Here is a 22,138-nt window from a genome sequence, read left to right as displayed (position 1 = left end):
AAAATAAATCGAGGAGGCGCAGCTTACAGTACGGGCGGGCAAGTCACATTCCAGGCGTCATACTGGGCGCCGCTCTTGCGCAGCCAGACGCGGGCGTAGCTGTCGCGGTCGCTCTTGAACACGAGCGCATAACGCTCTTCGGCGCGCGGTGCGGCGGCGCCCACGTCGACGGCCGCCAGCGTAAACTTCAGCGCCCGCAGCGGCGCGCAGGCCGTGTTACCCGCCATCAATAATCGCGCCCGCTCCAGCAGCGGCTTCTGGTACAGCAACACGCCTTCCAGTTCCACATCCGGTATCCGTTGCAGCATGCGCACGGGTTCGGCCACCGCGCGGCAGGTGCCACGGTCGAGCCAGGCGTAATACTCCATGCCCGCCTCCTGCCAGCGCGCCTGCTTGCCCTCGCCGTGCAGCACGAACTTGGTGCGCTGCGTGCGGCACAGCGCACCATGGCCACGATACGGCGACGTTTCCACGCTGCCCACCACTTCGCTGCCACGGCCGCCTACCACGGGCACGCTCTCGAACACGGTGCGCGCAGCCGGCTCGTCCGGATATTGCTGCGCATAAAATTCCAGCAAGGACGCGCGCTGCTGCGCATCCACTGCCACCACCTCGGCGGCGCTGGCTGAGATGCACACGGCCGATACGGTAAAGAGCGCTACACAGCGCATGAAATATCCTGGCATGGCATTCCTTCAATCGACGTTCAGGGGCGGGTATCGCCCAAGCGCAGATTATATAGTTACCAGGAAATACAGGGAGGAGCGGACGTCAGGACGTGCGGAAGTTGACACCACCAGCGAGCAGCGTGGCACCGCAGGTGGTGGTATCGCCTTCAAAGGCGATGGCAATGCCGTTGATGTTATGCCGGGACGAGCCGCTGGCAATCTTGCAACCCTGATGTCCCTTGATGGGGCAGCTGCACAAGTCCCCGACGCAGGCGACAGCAATACCATTGACCGTGAAGTGCGTGGCGGCACAACTGAGCACCTTGCCGCCATGCGACGTGGCGTCGCCCAAGCGGATGACTTTGCGCATGCTGCCTCCCGTTCTACTTGTCCGCCGAGCTTTCCAGGATGGCTTCCACCGATGGCACCGCGTAGTTGGCCGGATCGACGGCTGGCGTGATGCGGCTGCGGAAGATATCACCATTGGCATCCTGCTGCCGGCGTTTCGCATCCGATGGTGGCGTAATAAAAATGATGCTGGCCTCGTTGCTGTCGCGTAAATTAATCGCGGCACTGGCGCCACCATCGCGATAGCTGCCCATCACGCCGATGGCCATCTGCATGAACCACGTGGCTGCGCCCGTGTTGCCCAGGCGAAAATCAGTATTGATGAACTGCGCGCTCTTGCCGCTGTCGATTTCCGGTCCGCCTTGTGCCGCGTAGTCATGCAACAGGCTTTCCAACATCAGCAACTGTTCCGGCTGATTTCCCGTGCCGGCCACGATGCGCGCCGGCCCCTTGCCGCGCTCGGCTTCCGGCAAGGTCTGCAGCGCCTGCCGCCAGCCCGCGTTGAAAATATGCTGGCGTGCATCGCGCCGCGTGACGGGCTTGCCGTCCTCATCCGTGAACTTGACGAACACGGGCCGATGCACGAAACCGAACGAGGGCAGGCGGTCAAAGGTTTCCATCTGCTCCCGGTTCCACGGAATGGGAAACCACGGCGTCGGCTTCCAGTCACGCGGGGGACGATTTTCCCAGAGATTGAGCTTGTCGAACGTATGCAAGCCGACACCACGGATATCGGGCCGCTGGGCGAAAGCGGCGGCAGCGGAGAGCCATTCGGCGACAGTGGGTTGACGAGGTATGGGAGGAAAATCCGCTCCTAGTTCCTTATCTGGTTTCGCCAGAGATTCCATCAACTGATAATACATCGCTCTGAATTGCTCTTGGACGAACTTATTTCCAGGATCTTCCCATACTGATGATCGCAAGAATTCAATACGTTCACGCCGTGCCAGAACAAATGCCACGGTGGTATCTGGCATATCGGGGATGTAGTATCCATCTCGCAACATCTTTGTATCCCCTTTCGCGCGAATACCATCTCTCGTCCCCGCACTATCATCGGCCATCAGAACCACGTACGGCACGTCAGGATGGGTATCAAAAAAATCAAAAACGTTGAGTAACAATTTATCAGGATGTTCAGCCAGGCTCCAGGGAGCGATTGAAAACAAATGCCATGCCATGCCGGAGGTTCCCGCGCCTGCAATCAATCCAGCCATCGGTACTCCAGCTTCAGGTTGCTGCTTGGAATCACGAATGGGTGGGCCAGCATAAAATGACGGCACTCCCCAGTACAGAGGCGTAAAGTTGATTCCGTTCTCCATCGCATCGTATGCACGCCCTCCACTCACCCCATTTTTATCCAAGGCGCTCCATGCGTACTTGCTCTTGTCCTGTTCTCGGATAGAAGTAAAAGCACTTCCTTTTTGTAAGGCATCCCAAAGCTTGGCTTGCCGATACCTATCAAAGGTCACACCAATGCCTATTACTTCCAAGACATATTCATCCCGTGCTGTCGTGTCATCTACACTCTTTTTCTGCATCTGCGCAGATCTCTTTTTCGATGCCGACTCTCTTTCACTTGCTTGTACAGATACACTGATCCACCGAACAAATAGGACAAGAAACAGTACTAGCAATGGAATACCAATCCAACGAACGATGGTCATGATGAGCTCCTGCTCTAACTATTGAAAGGTATCGCTCCCCGGTTAATCACAGAGCGAGCAGAAAACTATAGCAATCTACAGTCATTCAAGTCTTCGACTTCTTGACGTCAGAAGTCCTTTTTCCGCTTTTGGTCTCTGATATGACGATTTTCCACAAAGATCCTGTCAGCAACGGTAGATCAGCGGGTAAAACACCTGAGTTGTAATAAGATATGTTCCCTTTGATTACATTTTTTCTCCAACTATTTTCCGCATCAAAATACATACGAAAATTATCAAGGAACTCCGACCACAAAAGGATTCCTGGCCGTCGTTTTCCGCTTTCGTACGATATCTTCACCCGCCAATCCGCCACCGCACATAAATACGCATAAAACTGCGGGTCCGAACTAGCCTTGCCGCTGCCAATCGCCACGTCATATGCAGTTACCTGGCTGTGATTTTTGGCGCTTCCGATAATCGAACTGTGGAAGGACTTGGCACTGACTTCGCGTTGCCAGCGCAAGCGGGCCTCATTCGGACTTTCCTGGATGGTTGCCAAGACATTCCCTTCCGTGTAGCGGGTGGCGGCAATGACCTTGCGTTGATCGAGCGGCCCTTTGCCATCGAGTTTCTTTTCCTTGTTATAGGCAGTCGTCATCAAGGCCAATTCGGCCCCGCGTATGGCTTCATCGCGCTCTGGAAAGCGGCGATAGCCGGCCGGATCCGGGCGATCCTCGGCGGTTGCATGCAGGCCGCTTCCGCTGGTAAGTGCCACTGATGCATCGCAAGGATCGACATCTTCCGCAGGTCCCTGATCGGCAACAGGACGATTTCTCATCATGGACGTTGCCGGGATATTCGCCGGATCGATTTGCGACGTGCCACGCAAGTCGGCGGCAACCGGCTGTTTCAATGCTTCGCCCGTGATGGTGCGTATGCCATTGCGCTGCTCTATCTTGCTCAACCGGGTATTGACAGGCCAGGCCACCGCTTGATGTTGTGCGCGGTGTTTTCGCAGAGAAACCTCCACGTGCGATTGCTCCGTTTCCGTCAACAGGCGCAACGGAAAGTCAAACGGTGGCGGCTTGCCTACCAACGACACCGTGGTCTTTCCCGTGGCCGGATCCAGCCGGGTCTTGTTGCTGAATACCCGCTGATAAAATCTGCCACCCAGTTCCGCCAGCGCGCTCCGCACCTTTTTATGTTCCACTATCTTGGTGTGCCCGGATGAGACACTGTACCCATCCAGACTGGATGTCTCTTCCTCTTCCACCAATTCACTTCCCGATGCATGATCGGGCACGCCATCCCACCCTATGCCCTGGATGTTATCGAGTGCCACCGTCATGTCTTCAGGGCAGAAATACAGATAAACCTTGCGGCGGTTGTCGCGGTCGTCGGCACTCTGCCAGCGGCTGCCGACCATGCCGCGATGCTCATCCTTTTTCAGTTCGGCAAACGGCGGCTGGCAGGCCTGGCCATTACCCTTCGTCACCCCAGCCACGATATTCACCAATGTCTGCAGGCGCGCTCCCATGGTCTGCGCACCACTGAGCAAATGGTAATAGGGCTTCATCGCCGCATCCTCGCCGCCATCGAACCAGGCAGCACCTCGCATCAACAGAGGCAGGCTGTCCACCAGGCTGTACGGCGGATGCGTGAGTATCAAATTATCGGCCGGCACCAACCCCTTCTCCATCAGCATGGCTTGCGCCAGCAGCGACAGCAGGCAGCCCTGACTGTGCGCAACGATGCTGACCGTATCATTCGCGTCGTAATCGCGGATCATGGAAATCAGTGCTGCCAGGCGCTGGGCCGCCAGCACCATGTACATGCGGCCAGGCGCCGTTTTCAGCGGACGCAAGGCATCGCCCATGGGATCCGCAGGCGCATACATGCCTGGACGCCACATGTCGGGCAGGCTGCTGGTGGCGTTGCCGAAGGGACCGCCTTCCTTCGACAGGTCCTTGTCGAGACGGTTGCCGTAGCGGTCGACGAATTGGCCGTTGATGGTGCGGCATTTCTCTCCCACTTCGCGGTAGCCCCAGTAAAATGGAATCACCGGACTGTTGGTATCCTTGGTGATGGTGCGCTTGAAAAAGACGGCATCTGGGTCGTCTTCCAGCTTGTCCTTGTCCGCCGCCACGGGCATGCGATACGACGCGGGCGTAAAGCCGCGCCCCAGCCTTTGCGTCAGGCCCTCGCACAAACCGTGCTCCACCGCCTTGTAGCTGACACCCACATCGTTGACGCCATGGATGACGATGATATTGCCCGGCAGGTTGCGGCGTACTTTCACCTTCTTGCAGACGGTGCGTTCGCAATGCAGGAGCGCCACTTCCTCGCCCACCACGTACGGTACTTTCGGATATGCGCCGGCTCGGCATGTGCATTCGTATTGCCCTCGGCACGAAAAAACCAGGCGACGCCGCTGCGCTTGAGCAGGCGCCGAACGAAGGCCGCATCGGACTCATTGTGCTGCATGACAAATTCGCGCTGCGGATACGTCTGCGCTTCGAAGAAATCGGCAAACACATACTGGAAGGCATGCGCCATCACCGTATTGCTGCGTATCCATTCATCGAGCAGGGTCTTGACGATCTCAATATCCGTGAGGCGGCGGAAGACGCGCGTATTGCAGCGTTTTTCCATGATGGCGAAGGCGTCCGTCAGCACCAGTTGGTAACTGGCCAGCGCGCCATCACTGTCGCCGGCGCTCGCTTGCGTGACTAGGCCGCAGATGCTGCGCAGCTGCCCCTGGTCGGTGACGATGTCGATTGCAGCCGGCAAGGCGATGAAACTGCTCAGCGGCAAATCCGCATGCGTCGAGACGCACAGCACACGGTATTCAATCCCGCCACAGATGGCCTCGTTGCCGACGATGCGCTGCGGTATCAGCGCACCAGCGGGCACCTTTGGGGATACGCCCAGGCGCAGGCGCAAGGGACGTTCGCCACCCAACATCGATGCATCACCGTCCATGGCGCTCTCCTCATTCACACTTGCATCTAATCAAGCTGGAGAACCGACAATGCCATGGGATGGCAAGGAAATACTTGATATTTAGTAAGAATCCGCCAAGGTTCCCAATACTTGCATCAACCTTTTCCTCTTGGCCAGCAGGGCGGGCCTTGAGCGGCACAATGGAGCGCCATCGCTGCGCCCCACTATCCAGGCTGCAAGTTCCTCCCCCATCAACGCTGGTAATGCTTGAAGAAATTCCAGCTGATCACGGTGGCGTCCGGTCCCAGCTCATCGCTGAAGGGCCAGCCGGGAGGCCCCCCGCTCCACGCGTGGTTCATGCCCTCGACCGTGTACTTTTGCGCGATGACGGCGCCGTTGTGCAGATACGTATCGATGGAATAGCTGCGGCCGTATGGCACGGTCTGGCGCACGATGCTGTCGGCACGGTAGCGCACGCTGTCATTGTCGAGGCCATCGTCGCCGACATCGCTGGTCTGCAGGAATTGCTCGATGGTTTGCTCGCCGTTGACGGGGTTGACGACGATGTCGGAAGTGCCGTGGAACACCATCGTCGGCATCAGCCGGCGCGGCGAACCGGAACAGCGCCAGGCATCCTTGCCGCGCACTTTCGGGTCGAACGAGCTGCCGTTGAACAGCGAATCGGCAGCCGTGAGCATGCCGATGGCGCCCTTGTACATGCCGCCCGAATGCACCATCACGGCGGCGAACACGTCCGAATAACAGGCGGCCATGATGGAAGCCATGGCGCCGCCCGCCGAGATGCCCGTCACATACACGCGGCTGTCCTGCACCGCATACTTGCTCTTGACCTTGTTCAAGATGCCCATCAGCACGGCTGGTTCGCCCGTGCCCCGTTCCTGGTTCAGCGGCAACATGAAATTCCAGCAGCGCATGGGGTTGGCCGTGGCGTTCTGGCGCGGATAGACGACGATGAAATTTTCGCTGTCGGCCAGCTGGTTGTAGCGGCTGACGGCGGCAATGCTGTTCGGTTCGGAACCGCAGCCGTGCAGCATCAGCACGACGGGCAGCGGCGTGTTGGCGTTGTAATTGCTCGGTAGCCAGACCTGGTATTCGCGCGTGCCCCACAGGCTCGCGTACAGGCCGAAGTCCCACTGGCCAGCGGCCGCCGGCAGCGCAGCCAGCAAGCCGCAGGCGGCGATGAATGCAGAAAATAAATGACGCAGTTGCTGATGCAGATGTGCCATGCCAGTCTCCTGATTGTTATTCACGACGAAAACAGCGACAACGACCCGGCTTGACACCCGTCAAGCCGGCACTTCTACCACCCCTTAAAATTTGTAGCCAGCCTTGGCGATGATCTGGCGCGGCGGGCCATAGAAACCGTCGAGGATGAAGACGGCGGGAATGTTGTAGCCATCCGTGCGGTAGCGTTTATTGCCCAGGTTGCTGCCGTGCAAGCTGAAGGTCCAGTTCTTTGGCGCTTCCCACACGACGCCGGCCGTCCAGATGCTGTAGCCGCCCTGCGCCAGGGTTGCGCTCAAGTCCGTGGTCGGGTAGACCTTGCTGCGATAGCCGTAGCCGACCATGCTGCGCAGGGCGCCGCCGAAGACGTCGCGGTCCGTGCGCGTCACGTTCAAGCCCACTTGCCGGGCTGGCGTATTGCTGAACTTTTGCGTATCCGCAATGTTCTTGCCGCCACTCATGAACTCGTCATAGTTGGCATCGAGCAAGGCGAGGAAACCGTTGACTTCCCACTGGCGGTTCGGCCGCCACGAGAATTCAAATTCCGCGCCTTTCACCGTCGCCTTGCCCGCATTCGTGAAGTCGCCATAGAAGCCCGGCACGCCGCCCGGCTGCACATAGCTGGTGAAGACGGACAATTGAATATCCTTGTAGCGGTTGTAGAACAGGGCCACGTTGACGTCAAACGTGTCGTCGGGCGCCGCGTACTTCATGCCCACTTCCAGCGCGTCGAGTTTTTCATCCTTGTAGGGACGCGCGGAATCGGGCACCACCAGGTTGTTGGCGCGCACGTTGTAGCCGCCCGACTTGAAGCCGCGCGACAGATTGCTGTAGAAATTCGTCGTCTTCGACGCTTCATAGCGCACGGAAATTTTCGGCGAGGTATTGCTGACCGATAAGGACTTGTCGAAGTCGGCCGCCGTCTGGATGGGCCGCGTGAAGCCCACATCGGCAAAAGCACGGTTGAGCACGATGGCGCGCTTTTCCTCGCGCGTGTGGCGCAAGCCCGCGTTGATGCTCCACACCTTGCCCAGCGGCCAGGTCCAGTCCGTGTACAGCGCCGTGCTGTCCGTCTCTACCGTGCTGACGGCGGCCGTGAACTGGCGTCCCAGGAAGTTGTTGTAGATGCCGCCGCCGGCCGTGCCTTCGAAGCGGTACAGGCCGATCACCCCGGCGCCATAGTCGCCGCTGTACGAGGCCTGCAATTCCAGGCTTTTCTGTTCGTCGCGCGAATCGCCGAAGACGTCGGCAATCGGCTGCGGCAAGCCGTCGAAGTCGATGGTTTGCTCGGACGTGCTGCGCCGCTTGGCGCCGATCACTTTCACGGACCACTCGTTCGACAAGGTGTAATTGGCCACCAGCGAGCCGCCCCGGTTATGCGTAAAGTTGTTGCCCGGCATGCCGCTCTGGATATCGTAGGCGCTGGTGCTGGCGGGACGCTTGAGCGGATCGAAGGCACTCACGCCCATGCGCTGAAAGCCGCGCACGCCCGATTTATCGTCCGTGGCGTCCAGGCTCAGCACGACAGTGAGCGGTATGTCCTGCGGAAAGTAACCGACGGACAGGCGCGCGGCCGTGCTGTCCTGGTCGCTTACCTGTTCGCCATTGAACGTGTTGCGGCCGAAACCGTCGCGGTCCAGCTTGGCGGCGGCCAGGCGCGCGCGCCAGGTGCCGTTCTCGTTGGCCACATTGAAGGCGGCCTTGAAGTTGCGCTGGTTGTAATTGCCGAGGCCCACTTCCGCCGAGGCGCCGTTTTCCTTCGCCAGAGGGCGTGAAATGTACTTGATGGCGCCGCCGATGGTGTTCTTGCCGTACAGGGTGCCTTGCGGGCCGCGCAGCACTTCGATGCGCTGCACGTCGAACACATCGAGCAGCGCGCCTTGCGGACGGGCCATGTAGACATCGTCAAAATAAATGCCCACGCCCGGGTCCACGCCCCAGACGGGGTCGGCCTGGCCCACGCCGCGAATGAAGGCCGTCAGTGTGGTGTTCGTGCCGCGCGAGGCGTACACGGTCAGGTTCGGCACGCGCTCCTGCAAGTCGGCCAGGTTCTGGATATTCGCCCGTTCCAGAGCCTTGGCGGAAAACGCCGTGACGGCCAGCGGCACGTCCTGCAGCCGCTCTTCGCGGCGGCGGGCAGAGACCGTCACGGTTTCCATGCGTTCTTTCGCATCGCTGGCTTCCTGGGCCGTGCTGGCAGCAGCGGGAGTGGCTTCCTGCGCCTGGGCCTGGGTGGCAAAGGCACCGGCAACGGCGAGGGCGGCGGGCATCAATTTCAAAGCAAGTTTCATAGCGTCTCCAATGTCAGGCTTGCTTGCCACCAGGGTAGACGGCCGGATTCCAGGATCGCAAGACGTAACGGTACCCGCGCGCAAAAAGCGTGCACCTGTCCTGCGATGACTGTTTCCCGGCCCCCTGCCCGTGCGGCGAGTGGCCTGTTTATTTTGAATGTGTGGCGAGGAAGGACTGCAACAAGGTATTCACACGCTGCGCCTGGTCCAGGGGCGTGGCGTGGCGCGAGTTCGCGATAATCTCGATCTCGCACTGCTGAAACTGTGCGGCAAAGGCCCGCTTGCTGGCGACGGGCGTGTAATCCTGGTCGGCCGCCATGATGAAGACGGGCATGGCCAGGGCCTGGAAATGAATGTCGATATCCCAGTGGAAAATGGCGTCCAGCGCGGCCAGGTAGGCGCGCTTGTCCATGCCCGCCATTTGCGTGGCGAAGCGCTCGACCAGCGCTTGCTGGGACGGATCGGGAAACAGCTTCTTGCCGATGATCTTGCCCATGGCTTTCAAGCCCAGGGTGGCAATCACCGTGCGCCGCAGCCAGTAGGCAAACAGCAAAGACGCCGGTTTGCTGCCCTGAAACGGTTGGGAATTGATCAGGCACAAACTGGCCGCCCGGCCCGGCGCGCGGTTGGCCATTTCCAGGCCCACCATGCCGCCCAGGGAAAAGCCGACGATGTGCGCGCGCGGCACGTCGAGCTGGTCCATCAGGTTGAAAAGGTCGTTGGCGAAGTCGCCGATCTGCCAGTCGCCGTTTGGCGCGGGACTGGCGCCATGGCCGCGCAGGTCGGGCACGATCAAACGGTAGCTTGCGCCGAGGGCGTCGATCTGCGGGCGCCAGTCTGCGGCGCAGGAACCGAGGCCGTGCAACAAAAACACGGGATCGCCCTGCCCCTTGCCCAGGTCGAGGTAATGCAATGGAACATCGGATGTCGTGTGACGCCGCATTCTGTCTCCTTGCTGTTGAACATGCTTTGTGTTCAGGTGCAGGAATATGTTTTCCTGCTGTTGGAAAACATAATACGGAATCCGAATTCCGATTTCAAGTTAAATCGCTAAATATCTTAGGTCAGATAATTTAAAGCAACACGCACCAGTTCATCTTCCAGTGCCGCGGCCGATAAAAAGGACAGCGAACCCGTCAGGGTATGCTGGTTCAGGATGCCCAGCAGCACGGGTGGCACCACCATCATCGCCTGCGTGGGGTTCGGGTGACGGATGCTGGCCGACTTGCTGGCCAGCACGGCCACCGTGCGTTGCGAGATCAAATGATTGATCTGGTGCACCCTGTCGCGAAATTGCGCATCCTGCGACGCGCGCGTGATCAGGGCCCGCAACACGCCGCTGCGCCCGCCATTCACGGCCACGAACATGGCCACCATGGCGCGGATGAAGTCTTCCAGGCTGCGTGTTTCCCACTGGCGCAGCTCCGTCAGGGTCTCGACCTTTTCCACCATGTCGGAAAAAAAGCGCTGCAGCAGCAAGCGGCTCAAGGTGTCCTTGTCGCCTAATAAACGGTAAAAGGTGCCGACAGATGTTTCCGCCAGTCTGGCCAGATCGGCCACGCCGATTTCATCGAAACGGTTTTCCGCCAGCAACTGTTCGCCCACCAGCAGCAGGCGCTCGAACGCCTGCTTGCTGCGCGCCTGGGTGGGCTCCGGTGGAACGATCATCTGCGGGAAGGGCATCGGGAAGGAAGGCATGCGGCGTCGGCGTCTCGAATAGTGGAACCTGAGTTCCGTTATGGGGTGCGCGTATTGTAACGCGGGAGAAGGCCGATGGGGAGCGCCGCGTGGCGCCCTCGCGTGTGCTACCTGCCCTGCCACTCCATGTAGACGTCGGCGCGCTGGTAATGGGCGTCGCCGGCGGGCCGCGCCACGTGGGTAAAGCCGCTGCTTTCGTACAGGCGGATGGCGGGCGCCAGCTTGCTGTTCGACTCCAGGAACAGCAGCTGCGCGCCGCTGGCCTCGAAGGCGTCGAAGGCCCGCTCGATCAGGCGGCGCGCGATGCCCAAGCCCTGGCATTCCGGCGTGACGGCCATCTTCGACAACTCGATGCTGGCCTCGCCGGCACGGATCAGCGCGCACGTGCCGACGATCTTGCCGTCCAGGCGCGCCAGAAAAATTTGTCCGCCAGCGTCGAGTATCGAGCGTTGCGGATCGGACAGCACCTTGTCGTCGAGCGCCTCGACATAGAAGTAGCGCTCCAGCCAGGCGATATTCAGGCGCTTGAAATCGGCCGCGTACTGGACGTCGTACGCGATAATCTCCACGGCGGCCCGTTCGCGCTGGCGCCGGCAGGCGGCGATCGTCTCGCCGAAACCTTGCGACTGCAAGCGCGCTTCAGCCCGGTCCAGGCTCGCCATCAGCTGCGGCGTGCCGTGTTCGAACACCGTATCGACGGCCGCGCGCACATCATCCCACAGGGACGCCATGCTGCGCAGCAAGGCGTGCCCCGCGTCGGACAGCGCCAGCAGGCGCCGCCGCTCATCCTTGGCGTCCGGCAGCTCCGTCACCACGCCGGCATCGAGCAGCTTGCGCCCCAGCTGCACCACCACCGGATGCGTCTGCCCGATCTGCGCGGCCAGGGCCGTGATTGCCGTGGGGCCATTGTCACGCAGTAGCAATAACAAGGGGAAACAACGCGACGTCAGCTCGACGCCGGCCGCCAGATAGCTGGTATCGACGCCGGCATACAGTTGATCGGAAAGACGGCGCAGGCGGCTGGCCAGCATCAGCGAGCCGTAGGTTTGCAGGTTGGAAGACATGTTGAATGAATATATGTAAGTAGTTACGTATACCCTAACGTAAACCAGCTTTCCAGGTCAAGCACAGGCTTGCTTAGTCCTCATCATCGGCCAGCGCCGCCTGCAGCCTGGCCTGAAACACGGTCTCGACCACCTCCCCCAGTCCCGGCCACACCTGTGTCAGCCAGCGCTTGCCCTCTTCGCTGGGCGCCACATACGGCGCGTCGCGCCTGGCGCAGTCCAGGCCGATCGCGATCACTTGCCCCGCATCTTCCAGGCCGCCCGCGATCATGGCGTCGATGGGGCATGCGATTAGCTCGGCGGTCAGATGCGGACGCAGCAGGCAGGCAGGCGCGATGATGGCGAACGACGCTTGCGCGTAACTCCAGCAGTTGGTGGGCCAGTGGGCGTTTTTCACGTTGTCCAGGAAGACAGCATCACTGAGCGTTTCCGGATGGGCTTGCGCCTGCGCATAAAAGGCGGCCAGGGCGACGAGTTGTGGCGGGGAAGTCCAGGTGGGCATAGCGCATTGATCCAGGCAAAGCCGCACCGGGCTGGCGGCAAAGGCGGACTGTAGCATGTTCAACCGGCACGCTGAAACACCAATGGTCGGGGCATAATCAGGGTCGCCGCCACTCTCGCCAGCCACAGCCATGCCAACCGCCTTTGAACTCTGGAAAGCCGAATTACTAATTGTGGGCAACATCATCCAGGATGGCGACAACCTCACACCACCCGACGAAGCCCAGCGGCGCTTCCAGCACTAATATGTTGGCGTATGCTCGCCAGGCATAATGACTTATATGTTTGAAGAAGGAAACCCATGCTGTTATCACTCGACGACCCCATCTGGCCCACCCTGGAAGGCGGCTACCGCATGCCCTACGACGTGGCCGCAGCGCTCAAGGCCATGCAGGCGGGCGAAGACGTCTGGCATGAACTGTGGGAAGAGCTGCATCACCAGGGCGACGTGGGCGTCGCCTCGTATGCGGCCGTGCCCCAGCTCGTCGCCATGCTGGGCGGCGCGCCATCACGCGAGGAAGATTTCTATGCGCTCATCGCCCTGATTGAAATCGAGCGCCACCGCAAGCACAATCCGCCGCTGCCAGACTGGCTGGCCGACAGCTACCAGGCCGCCTGGGCGCAACTGCCCGCCATCGCCGCGCGCGACTTGCAGGGCCAGCTCGATCCCGTCATGCTGGAATCCGTGTTTGCCGTGCTGGCCCTTGCCAAGGGCAAGCTGCGGCTGGGCGCTGCCCTGCTGCACATGGATAGCTCGGAGGTGGACGAGTGGCTGGAAGAGCGTCTCGGCTGGTCCGAGGTCTACGGCGAAGGTGCATAACAGTCAGAAACGCTCGTCGCGCAGCGCCGGCAGCACCAGTTCGCGCACGAACGAGGCATTCGACAGATTCAGCAGCATGCGCACGACGGCAACGACGTCATGCACGGGAATCAGCTCACCCTCGCCCCGCGCGGCGGCGTCCGCCAGCGGCACGGACAAGCAATCGTAGGTATTCAGGTAGCCCAGTTGCAGCGCCGTTACAGCCAGTCCCTGCGCGCGGAAACCTTCGCGCAAGGCGTCGGCGATGCCGTTCAGGGCGAATTTCGAGGCGCTGAACGTCACTTCCGGGCGGCCGCTCTGGCGCAGGCCAGAAGTGGACCCCGTGAGTATCAGCTGCGGCTTGCTGCTGGCCAGCAAGCGCGGCACCAGGCGCTTGAGCAGCAATATCGTCGCCGTGATGTTGGTATTGACCATGTCGACGATGGCCTCGTCCGCATCGCCAAGAAAAGCGTAGTCATCGCTGAAGGCTTTTTCTTCCCACACGCCCAGGTTGTAGATCACCGCGTCCAGCACGGCGGGCGCGACACACGCGATGCATTCGACGGCCTCGGCGGGTGCGGCCAGGTCCGCCGCGATCCATTGCAGCTGTGTGCCCTGGCCGGCAGGCAAGTCGGCGGGTTGCTGGCGCGATACGCCGATGACGGTATGGCCGTCAGCGAGCAAACCGTCCACCAGCGCGCGTCCCAAGCCCCGGCTGGCGCCCACGATCATGATGTGCATTGTGTGTCCTTTCCAATGAAGTCAACGCTGATGATAGCGGCGTTGTATTAAGCACAGCTGAGGCTGTTCCCCATACGCGCCGCATTTACTCACGCGGCGGAAATGCGTATGCTAGGTCTGGCAATCTCCGATAACACACAAGAACGAGACACATGCCTACTTCCAACACCGCCGCAATCAACGCCGCAAGCCGTCCCCTCACCAAACAAGACTACAAGACCCTGTCGCTGGCCGCCCTCGGCGGCGCGCTGGAATTCTACGATTTCATCATCTTCGTCTTCTTTGCCAACGCCATCGGCCAACTGTTCTTCCCGCCGGAAATGCCGGAATGGCTGCGTTTGCTGCAAACCTTCGGCATCTTCGCCGCCGGCTACGTCGTGCGTCCGCTGGGCGGCATCGTCATGGCCCACTTTGGCGACTTGCTCGGCCGCAAGCGCATGTTCACCCTGTCCATCCTGATGATGGCCGTGCCGACCCTGCTGATCGGCTTGCTGCCGACCTACGCCACCATCGGCCTGGCCGCCCCGCTGCTGCTGCTCTTGATGCGCGTCTTCCAGGGCGCGGCCGTGGGCGGCGAAGTGCCGGGCGCCTGGGTGTTTGTATCCGAACACGTACCGAGCCGTTTCACGGGCTTTGCCTGCGGCGTGCTGACGGCCGGCCTGACTGTCGGTATTTTGTTGGGTTCGCTCGTCGCGACGGGCTTGAACACCGTCTACACGCCGGCAGAAATCACCGATGGCGCCTGGCGCTATCCGTTCTTGCTGGGCGGCCTCTTCGGCTTTGGCGCCATGTATCTGCGCCGCTGGCTGCATGAAACCCCCGTCTTTGCGGAAATGCAGCAACGCAAGGCGCTGTCCACGGAAATGCCTTTGAAATCCGTACTGCGCAGCCACCGCGGCGCCGTCGCCGTGTCGATGCTGCTGACCTGGATGCTGTCGGCCGGCATCGTCGTCGTGATTTTGATGACGCCTGCCCTGCTGCAAAAGATCCACCACATCGCGCCGCGCACCACCCTGGTGGCCAATACCGTGGCGACCCTGTGCCTGGCCTTCGGCTGCATCATCGCCGGCATGCTGGCCGACCGCCTGGGCGGCAAGCGCGTGATCTTCGTCGGTTCCGTGCTGCTGGCCATTTCCACGTATATTTTCTACACCACCGTCGGCAGCCGTCCCGACCTGCTGCTGCCCCTGTACGCCATGACGGGCCTGTTCGTCGGCGTCGTCGGCGCCGTGCCCTACGTGCTGGTGCAAGCGTTCCCGGCCCAGGTGCGCTTCTCGGGACTGTCGTTTTCCTACAACTTGTCGTACGCGATTTTCGGCGGCCTGACGCCCGTGGTCGTGACCCTGATGCTGAAGAACAACGTGCTGGGCCCCGCCTATTATGTGATCGGCGTGTGCCTGGTGGGCATGCTGACGGCCCTGTTCATCAAGGACCAGCGGCAGACCGTGGGACGCTAAACGCGCCGCCTGCGCCCCAAGCCGCCTTCGGGCGGTTTTTTTTCGCCACGATTTGTCGCGCTGCACCAAATTCTGAAAAGGCGTTTCACATCGCGAAATTTCAAACAGCAAACTCAGCCATTGATGCTCTCACTTTTTGAAAATTCATTTCACATACCGAAAAATCATAATTAAGCCATTGAAAAACAAAGACTTAATTTAAGTTATATGTCTTATATAAGACTTGAACATTGGCGCGAATCGGCCTACTATTTAGTCATGCAGTTTGCTTCGACAAGACGTTGTGGCGCACTCGGCGATTTTCTCAAACATAGCTTTTCTTTTTAGGAGATTCACATGTCCCAATATCAAGACGACATCAAAGCTGTTGCTGGTTTGAAAGAGCAACAAGGCAGCGCCTGGAACGCCATCAATCCCGAGTCCGCCGCCCGCATGCGCGCCCAGAACAAATTCAAGACCGGCCTGGACATCGCCCGCTACACGGCCAAGATCATGCGCAACGACATGGCTGCCTACGATGCGGACCCATCCAAGTACACCCAGTCGCTCGGCTGCTGGCACGGTTTCATCGGTCAACAGAAGATGATCTCGATCAAGAAGCACTTCAACAGCACCGACCGCCGCTACCTCTACCTGTCGGGCTGGATGGTTGCCGCCCTGCGCTCCGAGTTCGGCCCGCTGCCAGACCAGTCGATGCATGAAAAAACCGCCGTCACCAGCCTGATCCGCGAACTCTACACCTTCCTGCGCCAGGCCGATGCCCGCGAACTGGGCGGCCTGTTCCGCCAGCTGGACGCGGCCCAAGGTGCTGAGAAGCAAGCGATCCAGGCCAAGATCGACGGCCACATCACCCACGTCGTGCCCATCATCGCCGACATCGACGCCGGTTTCGGCAATGCGGAAGCCACCTACCTGCTGGCGAAACAGTTCATCGAAGCGGGCGCCTGCTGCATCCAGATCGAAAACCAGGTATCCGACGAGAAACAATGCGGCCACCAGGACGGTAAAGTCACGGTGCCACATGAAGACTTCCTGGCCAAGATCCGCGCCATCCGCTACGCCTTTTTGGAACTGGGCGTGGACGACGGTATCATCGTTGCCCGCACCGATTCGCTGGGCGCCGGCCTGACCAAGCAGATCGCCGTCACCAATGAACCAGGCGACCTGGGCGACCAATACAATGCCTTCCTCGACTGCGAAGAAGTCTCGGCCGACGCACTGGGCAATGGCGACGTCATCCTCAAGCGCGAAGGCAAGCTGCTGCGTCCAAAACGCCTGCCGAGCAACCTGTTCCAGTTCCGCGCCGGTTCCGGCGAAGAGCGTTGCGTGCTCGATTGCATCACCTCGCTGCAAAACGGCGCCGACCTGCTGTGGATCGAAACGGAAAAACCGCATATTGCGCAAATCGGCGGCATGGTCAGCGAAATCCGCAAGGTCATCCCGAACGCCAAGCTGGTGTACAACAACAGCCCATCGTTCAACTGGACCCTGAACTTCCGCCAGCAGGTGTATGACATCATGAAGGCCGACGGCAAGGACGTGTCCGCCTACGAACGCTCCCAGCTGATGAGCGTGGAATACGACCAGACGGAATTGGCGATCACGGCCGACGAGAAAATCCGCACCTTCCAGGCCGACTCGGCCCGCGAAGCCGGCATCTTCCATCATCTGATCACCCTGCCTACTTACCACACGGCAGCCTTGTCGACCGACAACCTGGCCAAGGAATACTTCGGCGACCAAGGTATGCTGGGCTACGTTGCCGGCGTACAGCGCAAAGAAATCCGCCAGGGCATCGCCTGCGTGAAACATCAAAACATGTCCGGCTCGGACATCGGCGACGATCACAAGGATTACTTCAGCGGCGAAGCGGCATTGAAAGCGGCTGGTAAAGACAACACCATGAACCAGTTCTAAGTTTTTGGTTTGGCTGTAGAGTGAGAAAGCCCGCTTCGGCGGGTTTTTTTGCGTCTGCGCTGCTGGCAAGTGGCAATTTCGTAGGTCGGCTTAGCGAACGCGTAAGCCGACATGCACAGCCGCAGGCGCATCGGGCTTTGCGGCCTGCGATCCCGCCAGCAATAGTGCTGATACCAACTCACTTACCGGCAATCGATATCGATCTCGTTCTGCCCGGCCTTGCTGCCTTTTCTGTAGGTAAATTCGCAAACGCTGACACTGTCGTCCATCCTCCTCGACAGTGTGACTTCGCCATGCACGCCGTAGCCGCATTGCAGCCACTTGCCGTCTGGATAGCGGCCTTCCAGACGGTAGCTGAGCGTCGTTTGCCCTTTCTTCTTGCGCTCCCCGCTGGGTACGAGCTGTCCCCTGCGCTGCGGTGCGCCATCGATAGGCGCCGCGGCGCTCAGGTAGAGCGGACTGTCGATATACGGCGTCCAGCCGGCCGGCACGGCATCCAGTTTGATTGATGTTGCTGGCACGCTTTCCGGGCAAGCATGGGTGGCGGGCATCGCAGCCTGCGCGAACAGAGGGAATAGGCAGCAGGCGGCGCCGGTCAACAAACGTTTAGCTTGCATGGACACTCCCCTATTCGATGACGAAAAAAGCATCGGCATTGTTGCTGGGGTCGATATGCAAGCCATTCTTGTACTGGCCTTTGGAACGCACGGTGCGCGAAGTCACGGCGCCCGGGCGCTTGCCCGACCACTGATCCATTTCAATGATCCCATCCAGCGCCTGCCCCATATGCAGGGCCGCGTGATTGCCTTGCTGATGATTCGCATACTTCCAGTTGATAGCCGCTTTCTTAAAAATGGGCGACCAGTGCAGGCGGTATTGCAATGCGACCATATGCACAAGCAATAATGCACATGTGACATGCTCGTTGAAGCCACCTGCAGAAGCGCAATTTCAAGACCAGTTGGATTGCTGTGGTCTATCACTGCAGGCCAATCGCATCCTCATAGCCCCGCTATCGAACTTAGTCACCACCAAGCCCTCCTTGTGCGTGGTGGCGATCGACACCTATAGTGGATTCTTCGCCGACCCGCATAGCCCATGGCAGCGCGGTACAAACGAAAATACGAATGGCCTACTGCGGCAGTACTTCCCAAAGGGTACAGATTTGTCTCGGTGGAGCGCTCAAGAGATTCAAGCCGTTGCTAATGCGCTGAATTCCAGGCCCCGGAAAACGCTTGGTTGGAAGTCGCCGGCAGAAGTACTGGACGAGTATCTAAAATCTGCTCAATAATCTGGTGTTGCGAGGACCGGTTGAATCCGCCCAATTCACCAGCGCGGCCTTCACTGACGTGCTCAAGCGCGAAGGCGTCGCCATCAGCATGGACGGGCGCGGACGAGCACTGGATAACATCTTTGTCGAGCGCCTGTGGCGCAACGTGAAGTACGAGGATGTGTACCTGAAGGGGTACGCCAACATGGCGGAATTGATGGTGGGCCTGGCGCAGTATTTCGCGTTCTATAACGCTGAGCGACCGCACCAGTCGCTGGGCTACCAGACGCCCGACCAAGTCTACCGCGACGGGATCGGCGGCGGTGCGCTGATCGTCGACCGGTTCGGTGATGACGATAAGAAGTCACAGGAAAAGAGCAATACGGGTCAGCGCCGATCGGCTGAAGCAGCGGAAACGGGTGCAGCTTAAATTAGTCGGCAAAGTGTCTTGACTGATGGATCCACTTTAACCTTCACGCCGAATTCATAAGGTTGCCGCGCCTTGCCCTTGGCGATGCACTCGGCTTCGGGAGCGTGCAGGCTGTAGAGTTTGTTTTTGTCGCGCTGCTTCTGCGCCAGCAGGCGCTTGGCTTTGGCCAGCAGGTCGGACGCCTTGTCCCGCAAGGCGCCAGGTATCTTGTCGCGCTGGCGCTCCACGTCGCGCCAGACACGGCCGACCACGGTCTTGAGCTTCTTCAGGCTGGCGCGCATGCGCTTGTATTGTTTGGCGTGCGCATAGCGGCCCACCTGCACGGCCAGTCTTGGCGCCTCGCGGTTGTAGTTCTGGCGCAGCGCCAGCCCCGCCTCGGCGGCCAGCTTGACCAAGTGCTGCCTTGCCCGCTCCAGCAATTTGCTATCGGTCGGATGGGCGATGGCTTTTTCCTGCACGGTGCTGTCGACGATCACTTTCTGGAAGCTCTGCGGCTTGACCACCCGGGCCGACTCGGCAGCCTTGATCGTTTGCGTCAGCATCCATTCCAGGCCCGTCTCGCCGATGCGCTTGCGCCAGCGCGTCAACGAACTGGGATCGATCGGCGGCCGGTGCTGGAACCAGGTCTCGCCGCAGAACAACTGCCAATATGGATTCTCTACCCAGCCCCACACCACGTCCTCATCGGACAAGGCGAACGTGTGCTGCAAGTACAGCAGGCCCGCGATGAGCCGGGTAGCGGTGGCGGGACGGCCGCGCGAGGAAGGGAAATGACCGGCCCATTCGCGCTCGAAGACGCTCCAGTCGATATGGGTGGCCAGCTGTGCCAGTGGATGCTTCAGGTTGACCAGTTCGTCCAGCCGTTGGCGGAACATGTCTGCGCTTTGTGATCCAGCTGGCTTCGGTCCCATTCAGGCCTCTGAAATTTGCAAGGAATTGCCACCATTTTAGCGAAAGCTTGCAAATCCCAGCTACTGTTTTTTGGCCTTTCCCCAGCAAAATCAAACGGTTAGGATTTGTTCAGACCCGACTATGTAGCTTACGATAATCGGTTGAGGGTTAATATATGAGCGACTACTACTGGAGCAGCCCTGATGCGGCATACAGCATGGACTACATCGGAAACAAGCTGGCTTGCGAGAGGGCCCCCCCCCCCTGTGTCAGTATACGAGTTTTTGCCCTTCATGGGGTTCCGGCGTACACCCCCTGAATGCAGGTCTCATCGTTTTTGAATGCAGGTCGCTACAGGTAGAACTCAACCTAAGGCGCGAACTCATCGGCAAACGCCACAATATGCAAGCATGGTGATCAATCCTTAGAGACAACGAGGGGCCGGGCCACCCAAGAAGTAGTGATCTGCTCCATGTGTACCTTGGATTTTTTAAACGGCACCAGCACCTCAAGTGCGTATTCGACGTTAGCCGGCATCACAGAGCCCTCGGGGCCCGCTACATAGCGTGTGGTAATCGTGGCGTCGAGCATCAGAGGCATATGCACGGTAACAACCATCTGGCGCGGCGCACCTGACTGCGGATCTACCCACAGCTTGACGGCGCCGGTTTGCAGCGCCTTATCGAAGTGAGTTTCGAACAGTACGCAGGGAACGCCTGTCAGCGACTGGCCGTTGATGCGATGTGGCGCATCACCGTCCTTTAGCGCATCGGCAAGCGACGTCAAGGCATTCAAAAACTTAAAGTCCTTGCGCGGGCCGTTGCCGCTATCAGGCGGCTGTGCCTTGACTTGTTCATACAAAGGCTGCCCCTCCTTCCAGGCGCTCAAACGCATGGTCGTTGATATATGCTTCACTTCGCTTCCGGTATCGACATCGCTGGACAAATCAAAATCGCCGGCGACCCAGCGGTGCGCGGCATCCAGTTGCACGACGACCTTGTCCCAAAGGGCGTCCGTATTTTGCGCATGTGACGGCGCTATCGCGCCCGCAAAAACAACGGCGACGGACAAAGATTTGATGATCAAAACCACCGCCCTTCCTTTATTAGAAAGCGGATTAAATCCCAAAATTCTTTCAATTAGCTCATCAATGCAGCCACAGATGCCGAACCAAACGTCAGCCACTTTTTCGAGTGCTTGTGTACGCAATTCGCGTACCTCCTTATATTGTAGTGGTCAACCCATCCCGGACACTACGTTAAGTTTTTCTTCGGCGACAGCCGGCGCCAGTCCCTGGTTGAACTGATGCGGTCGTATCCAGTTGTACCGGTGCATCAGGTAATAGCTGATGTCCCGTTGTGCCTCTCGTGCCGTCATGTAACCGGTTGACGGCAGCCATTCCGTTTTGAAGCTGCGGAACAGCCGTTCCATAGGTGAGTTATCCCAACAATTTCCCCGACGGCTCATACTCTGCCGTATCCGGTAGCGCCACAAGCGCTGACGGAATTTTCGACTGGCGTATTGGGCGGATTCAACCGGTCCTCGCAACACCAGATTATTGAGCAGATTTTAGATACTCGTCCAGTACTTCTGCCGGCGACTTCCAACCAAGCGTTTTCCGGGGCCTGGAATTCAGCGCATTAGCAACGGCTTGAATCTCTTGAGCGCTCCACCGAGACAAATCTGTACCCTTTGGGAAGTACTGCCGCAGTAGGCCATTCGTATTTTCGTTTGTACCGCGCTGCCATGGGCTATGCGGGTCGGCGAAGAATCCTGTTTCCACTTGTCGAGCAGCGCCGCCACATGCTTCGGTTTCAGACTGTCCATGCTCATATGCTGGAAGCCTCGTTCCGCCAGGTCGTTGGCGCACAGGTTCAATAAGCGCTCGCGGTCGGCCTGCGTCGCAAAGCTGCCGTCCCGGTTGCGGTGACACAGTTGCTTGAGCTGGTAGTTCAGGTCGCGCATGGCAAAGTCATCCCTTCGATCTTTGGTTTCCACATCGATGCTGCGTGGTGTAATCCTGTCTGGTAAGTGTTTCTGGCCACCCTCACTGCCTCAGCAGAATAGGTTGAATCAAGGGCCTCGGGACACCACTCCCGTGTATGCGGTTGCTGTTACTGCCTGCCCGCGCCGCATGCGCGTGTGGCACCGCTGCGCGCTCTCGGAGGAAGCTGCCGCAGCGGGGACCAATCACCCAGGGTCCATGGAGTGCACATCGTGCACGGA

Annotated in this window: 18 protein-coding genes and 6 pseudogenes; 5 read left to right on the top strand and 19 right to left on the bottom strand. The window is 59.5% G+C overall.

Annotated elements, in window-relative coordinates:
- Nucleotides 1-23 precede the first annotated feature (23 nt).
- The 11 genes from K0F86_RS04285 to K0F86_RS04235 all read right to left on the bottom strand — a co-directional run bounded on the left by K0F86_RS04285 (nucleotide 24) and on the right by K0F86_RS04235 (nucleotide 12,408).
- Nucleotides 24-686, bottom strand: a complete 663-nt coding sequence (locus K0F86_RS04285) for a hypothetical protein (RefSeq protein ID WP_219133113.1) — start codon at nucleotides 684-686, stop codon at nucleotides 24-26.
- A gap of 85 nt (nucleotides 687-771) precedes the next feature.
- Nucleotides 772-1,038 carry a PAAR domain-containing protein gene (locus K0F86_RS04280; RefSeq protein WP_219133111.1) on the bottom strand — a complete coding sequence of 89 codons (267 nt, stop codon included), beginning with the start codon at nucleotides 1,036-1,038 and terminating at the stop codon, nucleotides 772-774.
- Between the two features lie 13 nt (nucleotides 1,039-1,051).
- The gene (locus K0F86_RS04275) at nucleotides 1,052-2,683 is read right to left on the bottom strand and encodes a DUF2875 family protein (RefSeq protein WP_219133110.1); all 1,632 of its coding nucleotides are present in this window, start codon (nucleotides 2,681-2,683) and stop codon (nucleotides 1,052-1,054) included.
- A gap of 85 nt (nucleotides 2,684-2,768) precedes the next feature.
- Nucleotides 2,769-5,003: a DUF3274 domain-containing protein gene (locus tag K0F86_RS04270; RefSeq protein WP_219133108.1), complete on the bottom strand. Its 2,235-nt coding sequence runs from the start codon at nucleotides 5,001-5,003 to the stop codon at nucleotides 2,769-2,771.
- Nucleotides 4,961-5,647 (bottom strand): type VI secretion system Vgr family protein, encoded by a 687-nt coding sequence (locus K0F86_RS04265; protein WP_219133107.1) that lies wholly within the window; start codon nucleotides 5,645-5,647, stop codon nucleotides 4,961-4,963. Before K0F86_RS04265 ends, K0F86_RS04270 begins: the two co-directional genes overlap by 43 nt.
- Before the next feature lie 212 nt (nucleotides 5,648-5,859).
- Nucleotides 5,860-6,855, bottom strand: coding sequence for a PHB depolymerase family esterase (locus K0F86_RS04260; RefSeq protein ID WP_219133106.1), 996 nt, complete (start codon nucleotides 6,853-6,855; stop codon nucleotides 5,860-5,862).
- 84 nt (nucleotides 6,856-6,939) lie between these two features.
- A complete protein-coding gene (locus K0F86_RS04255) occupies nucleotides 6,940-9,144 on the bottom strand; it encodes a TonB-dependent receptor (RefSeq protein WP_219133105.1) in 2,205 nt (734 codons plus the stop codon).
- Between the two features lie 148 nt (nucleotides 9,145-9,292).
- Nucleotides 9,293-10,087: an alpha/beta fold hydrolase gene (locus K0F86_RS04250; RefSeq protein WP_219133104.1), complete on the bottom strand. Its 795-nt coding sequence runs from the start codon at nucleotides 10,085-10,087 to the stop codon at nucleotides 9,293-9,295.
- 116 nt (nucleotides 10,088-10,203) lie between these two features.
- Nucleotides 10,204-10,842, bottom strand: a complete 639-nt coding sequence (locus tag K0F86_RS04245) for a TetR/AcrR family transcriptional regulator (RefSeq protein WP_219133103.1) — start codon at nucleotides 10,840-10,842, stop codon at nucleotides 10,204-10,206.
- A gap of 107 nt (nucleotides 10,843-10,949) precedes the next feature.
- Nucleotides 10,950-11,906 carry a bifunctional helix-turn-helix transcriptional regulator/GNAT family N-acetyltransferase gene (locus K0F86_RS04240; RefSeq protein WP_219133102.1) on the bottom strand — a complete coding sequence of 319 codons (957 nt, stop codon included), beginning with the start codon at nucleotides 11,904-11,906 and terminating at the stop codon, nucleotides 10,950-10,952.
- A 73-nt stretch (nucleotides 11,907-11,979) separates the two neighbouring features.
- Nucleotides 11,980-12,408: a hypothetical protein gene (locus tag K0F86_RS04235; RefSeq protein WP_219133101.1), complete on the bottom strand. Its 429-nt coding sequence runs from the start codon at nucleotides 12,406-12,408 to the stop codon at nucleotides 11,980-11,982.
- Between the two features lie 300 nt (nucleotides 12,409-12,708).
- Here K0F86_RS04235 and K0F86_RS04230 point away from each other — a divergent pair, with 300 nt between their 5' ends.
- On the top strand, nucleotides 12,709-13,227 hold the full coding sequence (locus K0F86_RS04230) for a hypothetical protein (RefSeq protein WP_219133100.1): 519 nt from the start codon (nucleotides 12,709-12,711) through the stop codon (nucleotides 13,225-13,227).
- Between the two features lie 3 nt (nucleotides 13,228-13,230).
- Here K0F86_RS04230 and K0F86_RS04225 read toward each other — a convergent pair whose 3' ends face one another.
- Nucleotides 13,231-13,947, bottom strand: a complete 717-nt coding sequence (locus K0F86_RS04225) for an SDR family oxidoreductase (RefSeq protein ID WP_219133099.1) — start codon at nucleotides 13,945-13,947, stop codon at nucleotides 13,231-13,233.
- A 152-nt stretch (nucleotides 13,948-14,099) separates the two neighbouring features.
- Here K0F86_RS04225 and K0F86_RS04220 point away from each other — a divergent pair, with 152 nt between their 5' ends.
- Both K0F86_RS04220 and K0F86_RS04215 read left to right on the top strand, forming a co-directional pair.
- Nucleotides 14,100-15,404, top strand: coding sequence for an MFS transporter (locus K0F86_RS04220; RefSeq protein WP_219133098.1), 1,305 nt, complete (start codon nucleotides 14,100-14,102; stop codon nucleotides 15,402-15,404).
- Between the two features lie 336 nt (nucleotides 15,405-15,740).
- Entirely contained in the window at nucleotides 15,741-17,321 is a 1,581-nt protein-coding gene (locus K0F86_RS04215) for an isocitrate lyase (RefSeq protein WP_219133096.1), read from the top strand.
- Between the two features lie 182 nt (nucleotides 17,322-17,503).
- Here K0F86_RS04215 and K0F86_RS04210 read toward each other — a convergent pair whose 3' ends face one another.
- Both K0F86_RS04210 and K0F86_RS04205 read right to left on the bottom strand, forming a co-directional pair.
- The gene (locus K0F86_RS04210) at nucleotides 17,504-17,938 is read right to left on the bottom strand and encodes an STY0301 family protein (protein ID WP_219133094.1); all 435 of its coding nucleotides are present in this window, start codon (nucleotides 17,936-17,938) and stop codon (nucleotides 17,504-17,506) included.
- A 10-nt stretch (nucleotides 17,939-17,948) separates the two neighbouring features.
- Nucleotides 17,949-18,212 (bottom strand): BPSL0067 family protein, encoded by a 264-nt coding sequence (locus tag K0F86_RS04205; protein WP_219133093.1) that lies wholly within the window; start codon nucleotides 18,210-18,212, stop codon nucleotides 17,949-17,951.
- 184 nt (nucleotides 18,213-18,396) lie between these two features.
- Here K0F86_RS04205 and K0F86_RS04200 point away from each other — a divergent pair.
- Both K0F86_RS04200 and K0F86_RS04195 read left to right on the top strand, forming a co-directional pair.
- Nucleotides 18,397-18,612, top strand: a pseudogene (locus tag K0F86_RS04200) (IS30 family transposase); the annotation flags it as partial.
- A gap of 22 nt (nucleotides 18,613-18,634) precedes the next feature.
- Nucleotides 18,635-19,021 (top strand): annotated as a pseudogene (locus tag K0F86_RS04195) (transposase); the annotation flags it as partial.
- A gap of 17 nt (nucleotides 19,022-19,038) precedes the next feature.
- Here the strand turns inward: K0F86_RS04195 and K0F86_RS04190 are convergent.
- From K0F86_RS04190 to K0F86_RS04170, 5 genes and pseudogenes are all read right to left on the bottom strand, one after another.
- A pseudogene (locus tag K0F86_RS04190) lies at nucleotides 19,039-19,932 on the bottom strand (IS5 family transposase); the annotation flags it as partial.
- A 397-nt stretch (nucleotides 19,933-20,329) separates the two neighbouring features.
- Complete coding sequence (locus tag K0F86_RS04185) at nucleotides 20,330-21,121, bottom strand: hypothetical protein (RefSeq protein ID WP_219133092.1); 792 nt, start codon at nucleotides 21,119-21,121, stop codon at nucleotides 20,330-20,332.
- A 27-nt stretch (nucleotides 21,122-21,148) separates the two neighbouring features.
- Nucleotides 21,149-21,445: pseudogene (locus K0F86_RS04180) on the bottom strand (integrase core domain-containing protein); the annotation flags it as partial.
- A gap of 22 nt (nucleotides 21,446-21,467) precedes the next feature.
- Nucleotides 21,468-21,698 (bottom strand): annotated as a pseudogene (locus K0F86_RS04175) (IS30 family transposase); the annotation flags it as partial.
- A pseudogene (locus K0F86_RS04170) lies at nucleotides 21,683-21,877 on the bottom strand (phage integrase N-terminal domain-containing protein); the annotation flags it as partial. The pseudogenes K0F86_RS04175 and K0F86_RS04170, both read right to left, overlap by 16 nt.
- Between the last annotated feature and the right edge of the window lie 261 nt (nucleotides 21,878-22,138).

Origin of the sequence: Janthinobacterium sp. UMAB-60 (assembly GCF_900095235.1) — a bacterium.
Classification (GTDB): domain Bacteria; phylum Pseudomonadota; class Gammaproteobacteria; order Burkholderiales; family Burkholderiaceae_D; genus Janthinobacterium.
Note: the sequence above shows the minus strand (reverse complement) of the source record. Positions and strands in the feature narration are given on the sequence as shown.

Bases quoted from the DNA above. Each gene is read 5' to 3' on its own strand.
- K0F86_RS04285 (WP_219133113.1), bottom strand. From the start codon at position 686: ATGCCAGGATATTTCATGCGCTGTGTAGCGCTCTTTACCGTATCGGCC.
- K0F86_RS04280 (WP_219133111.1), bottom strand. From the start codon at position 1,038: ATGCGCAAAGTCATCCGCTTGGGCGACGCCACGTCGCATGGCGGCAAG.
- K0F86_RS04275 (WP_219133110.1), bottom strand. From the start codon at position 2,683: ATGACCATCGTTCGTTGGATTGGTATTCCATTGCTAGTACTGTTTCTT.
- K0F86_RS04265 (WP_219133107.1), bottom strand. From the start codon at position 5,647: ATGGACGGTGATGCATCGATGTTGGGTGGCGAACGTCCCTTGCGCCTG.
- K0F86_RS04260 (WP_219133106.1), bottom strand. From the start codon at position 6,855: ATGGCACATCTGCATCAGCAACTGCGTCATTTATTTTCTGCATTCATC.
- K0F86_RS04255 (WP_219133105.1), bottom strand. From the start codon at position 9,144: ATGAAACTTGCTTTGAAATTGATGCCCGCCGCCCTCGCCGTTGCCGGT.
- K0F86_RS04250 (WP_219133104.1), bottom strand. From the start codon at position 10,087: ATGCGGCGTCACACGACATCCGATGTTCCATTGCATTACCTCGACCTG.
- K0F86_RS04245 (WP_219133103.1), bottom strand. From the start codon at position 10,842: ATGCCTTCCTTCCCGATGCCCTTCCCGCAGATGATCGTTCCACCGGAG.
- K0F86_RS04240 (WP_219133102.1), bottom strand. From the start codon at position 11,906: ATGTCTTCCAACCTGCAAACCTACGGCTCGCTGATGCTGGCCAGCCGC.
- K0F86_RS04235 (WP_219133101.1), bottom strand. From the start codon at position 12,408: ATGCCCACCTGGACTTCCCCGCCACAACTCGTCGCCCTGGCCGCCTTT.
- K0F86_RS04230 (WP_219133100.1), top strand. From the start codon at position 12,709: ATGCTGTTATCACTCGACGACCCCATCTGGCCCACCCTGGAAGGCGGC.
- K0F86_RS04225 (WP_219133099.1), bottom strand. From the start codon at position 13,947: ATGCACATCATGATCGTGGGCGCCAGCCGGGGCTTGGGACGCGCGCTG.
- K0F86_RS04220 (WP_219133098.1), top strand. From the start codon at position 14,100: ATGCCTACTTCCAACACCGCCGCAATCAACGCCGCAAGCCGTCCCCTC.
- K0F86_RS04215 (WP_219133096.1), top strand. From the start codon at position 15,741: ATGTCCCAATATCAAGACGACATCAAAGCTGTTGCTGGTTTGAAAGAG.
- K0F86_RS04210 (WP_219133094.1), bottom strand. From the start codon at position 17,938: ATGCAAGCTAAACGTTTGTTGACCGGCGCCGCCTGCTGCCTATTCCCT.
- K0F86_RS04205 (WP_219133093.1), bottom strand. From the start codon at position 18,212: ATGGTCGCATTGCAATACCGCCTGCACTGGTCGCCCATTTTTAAGAAA.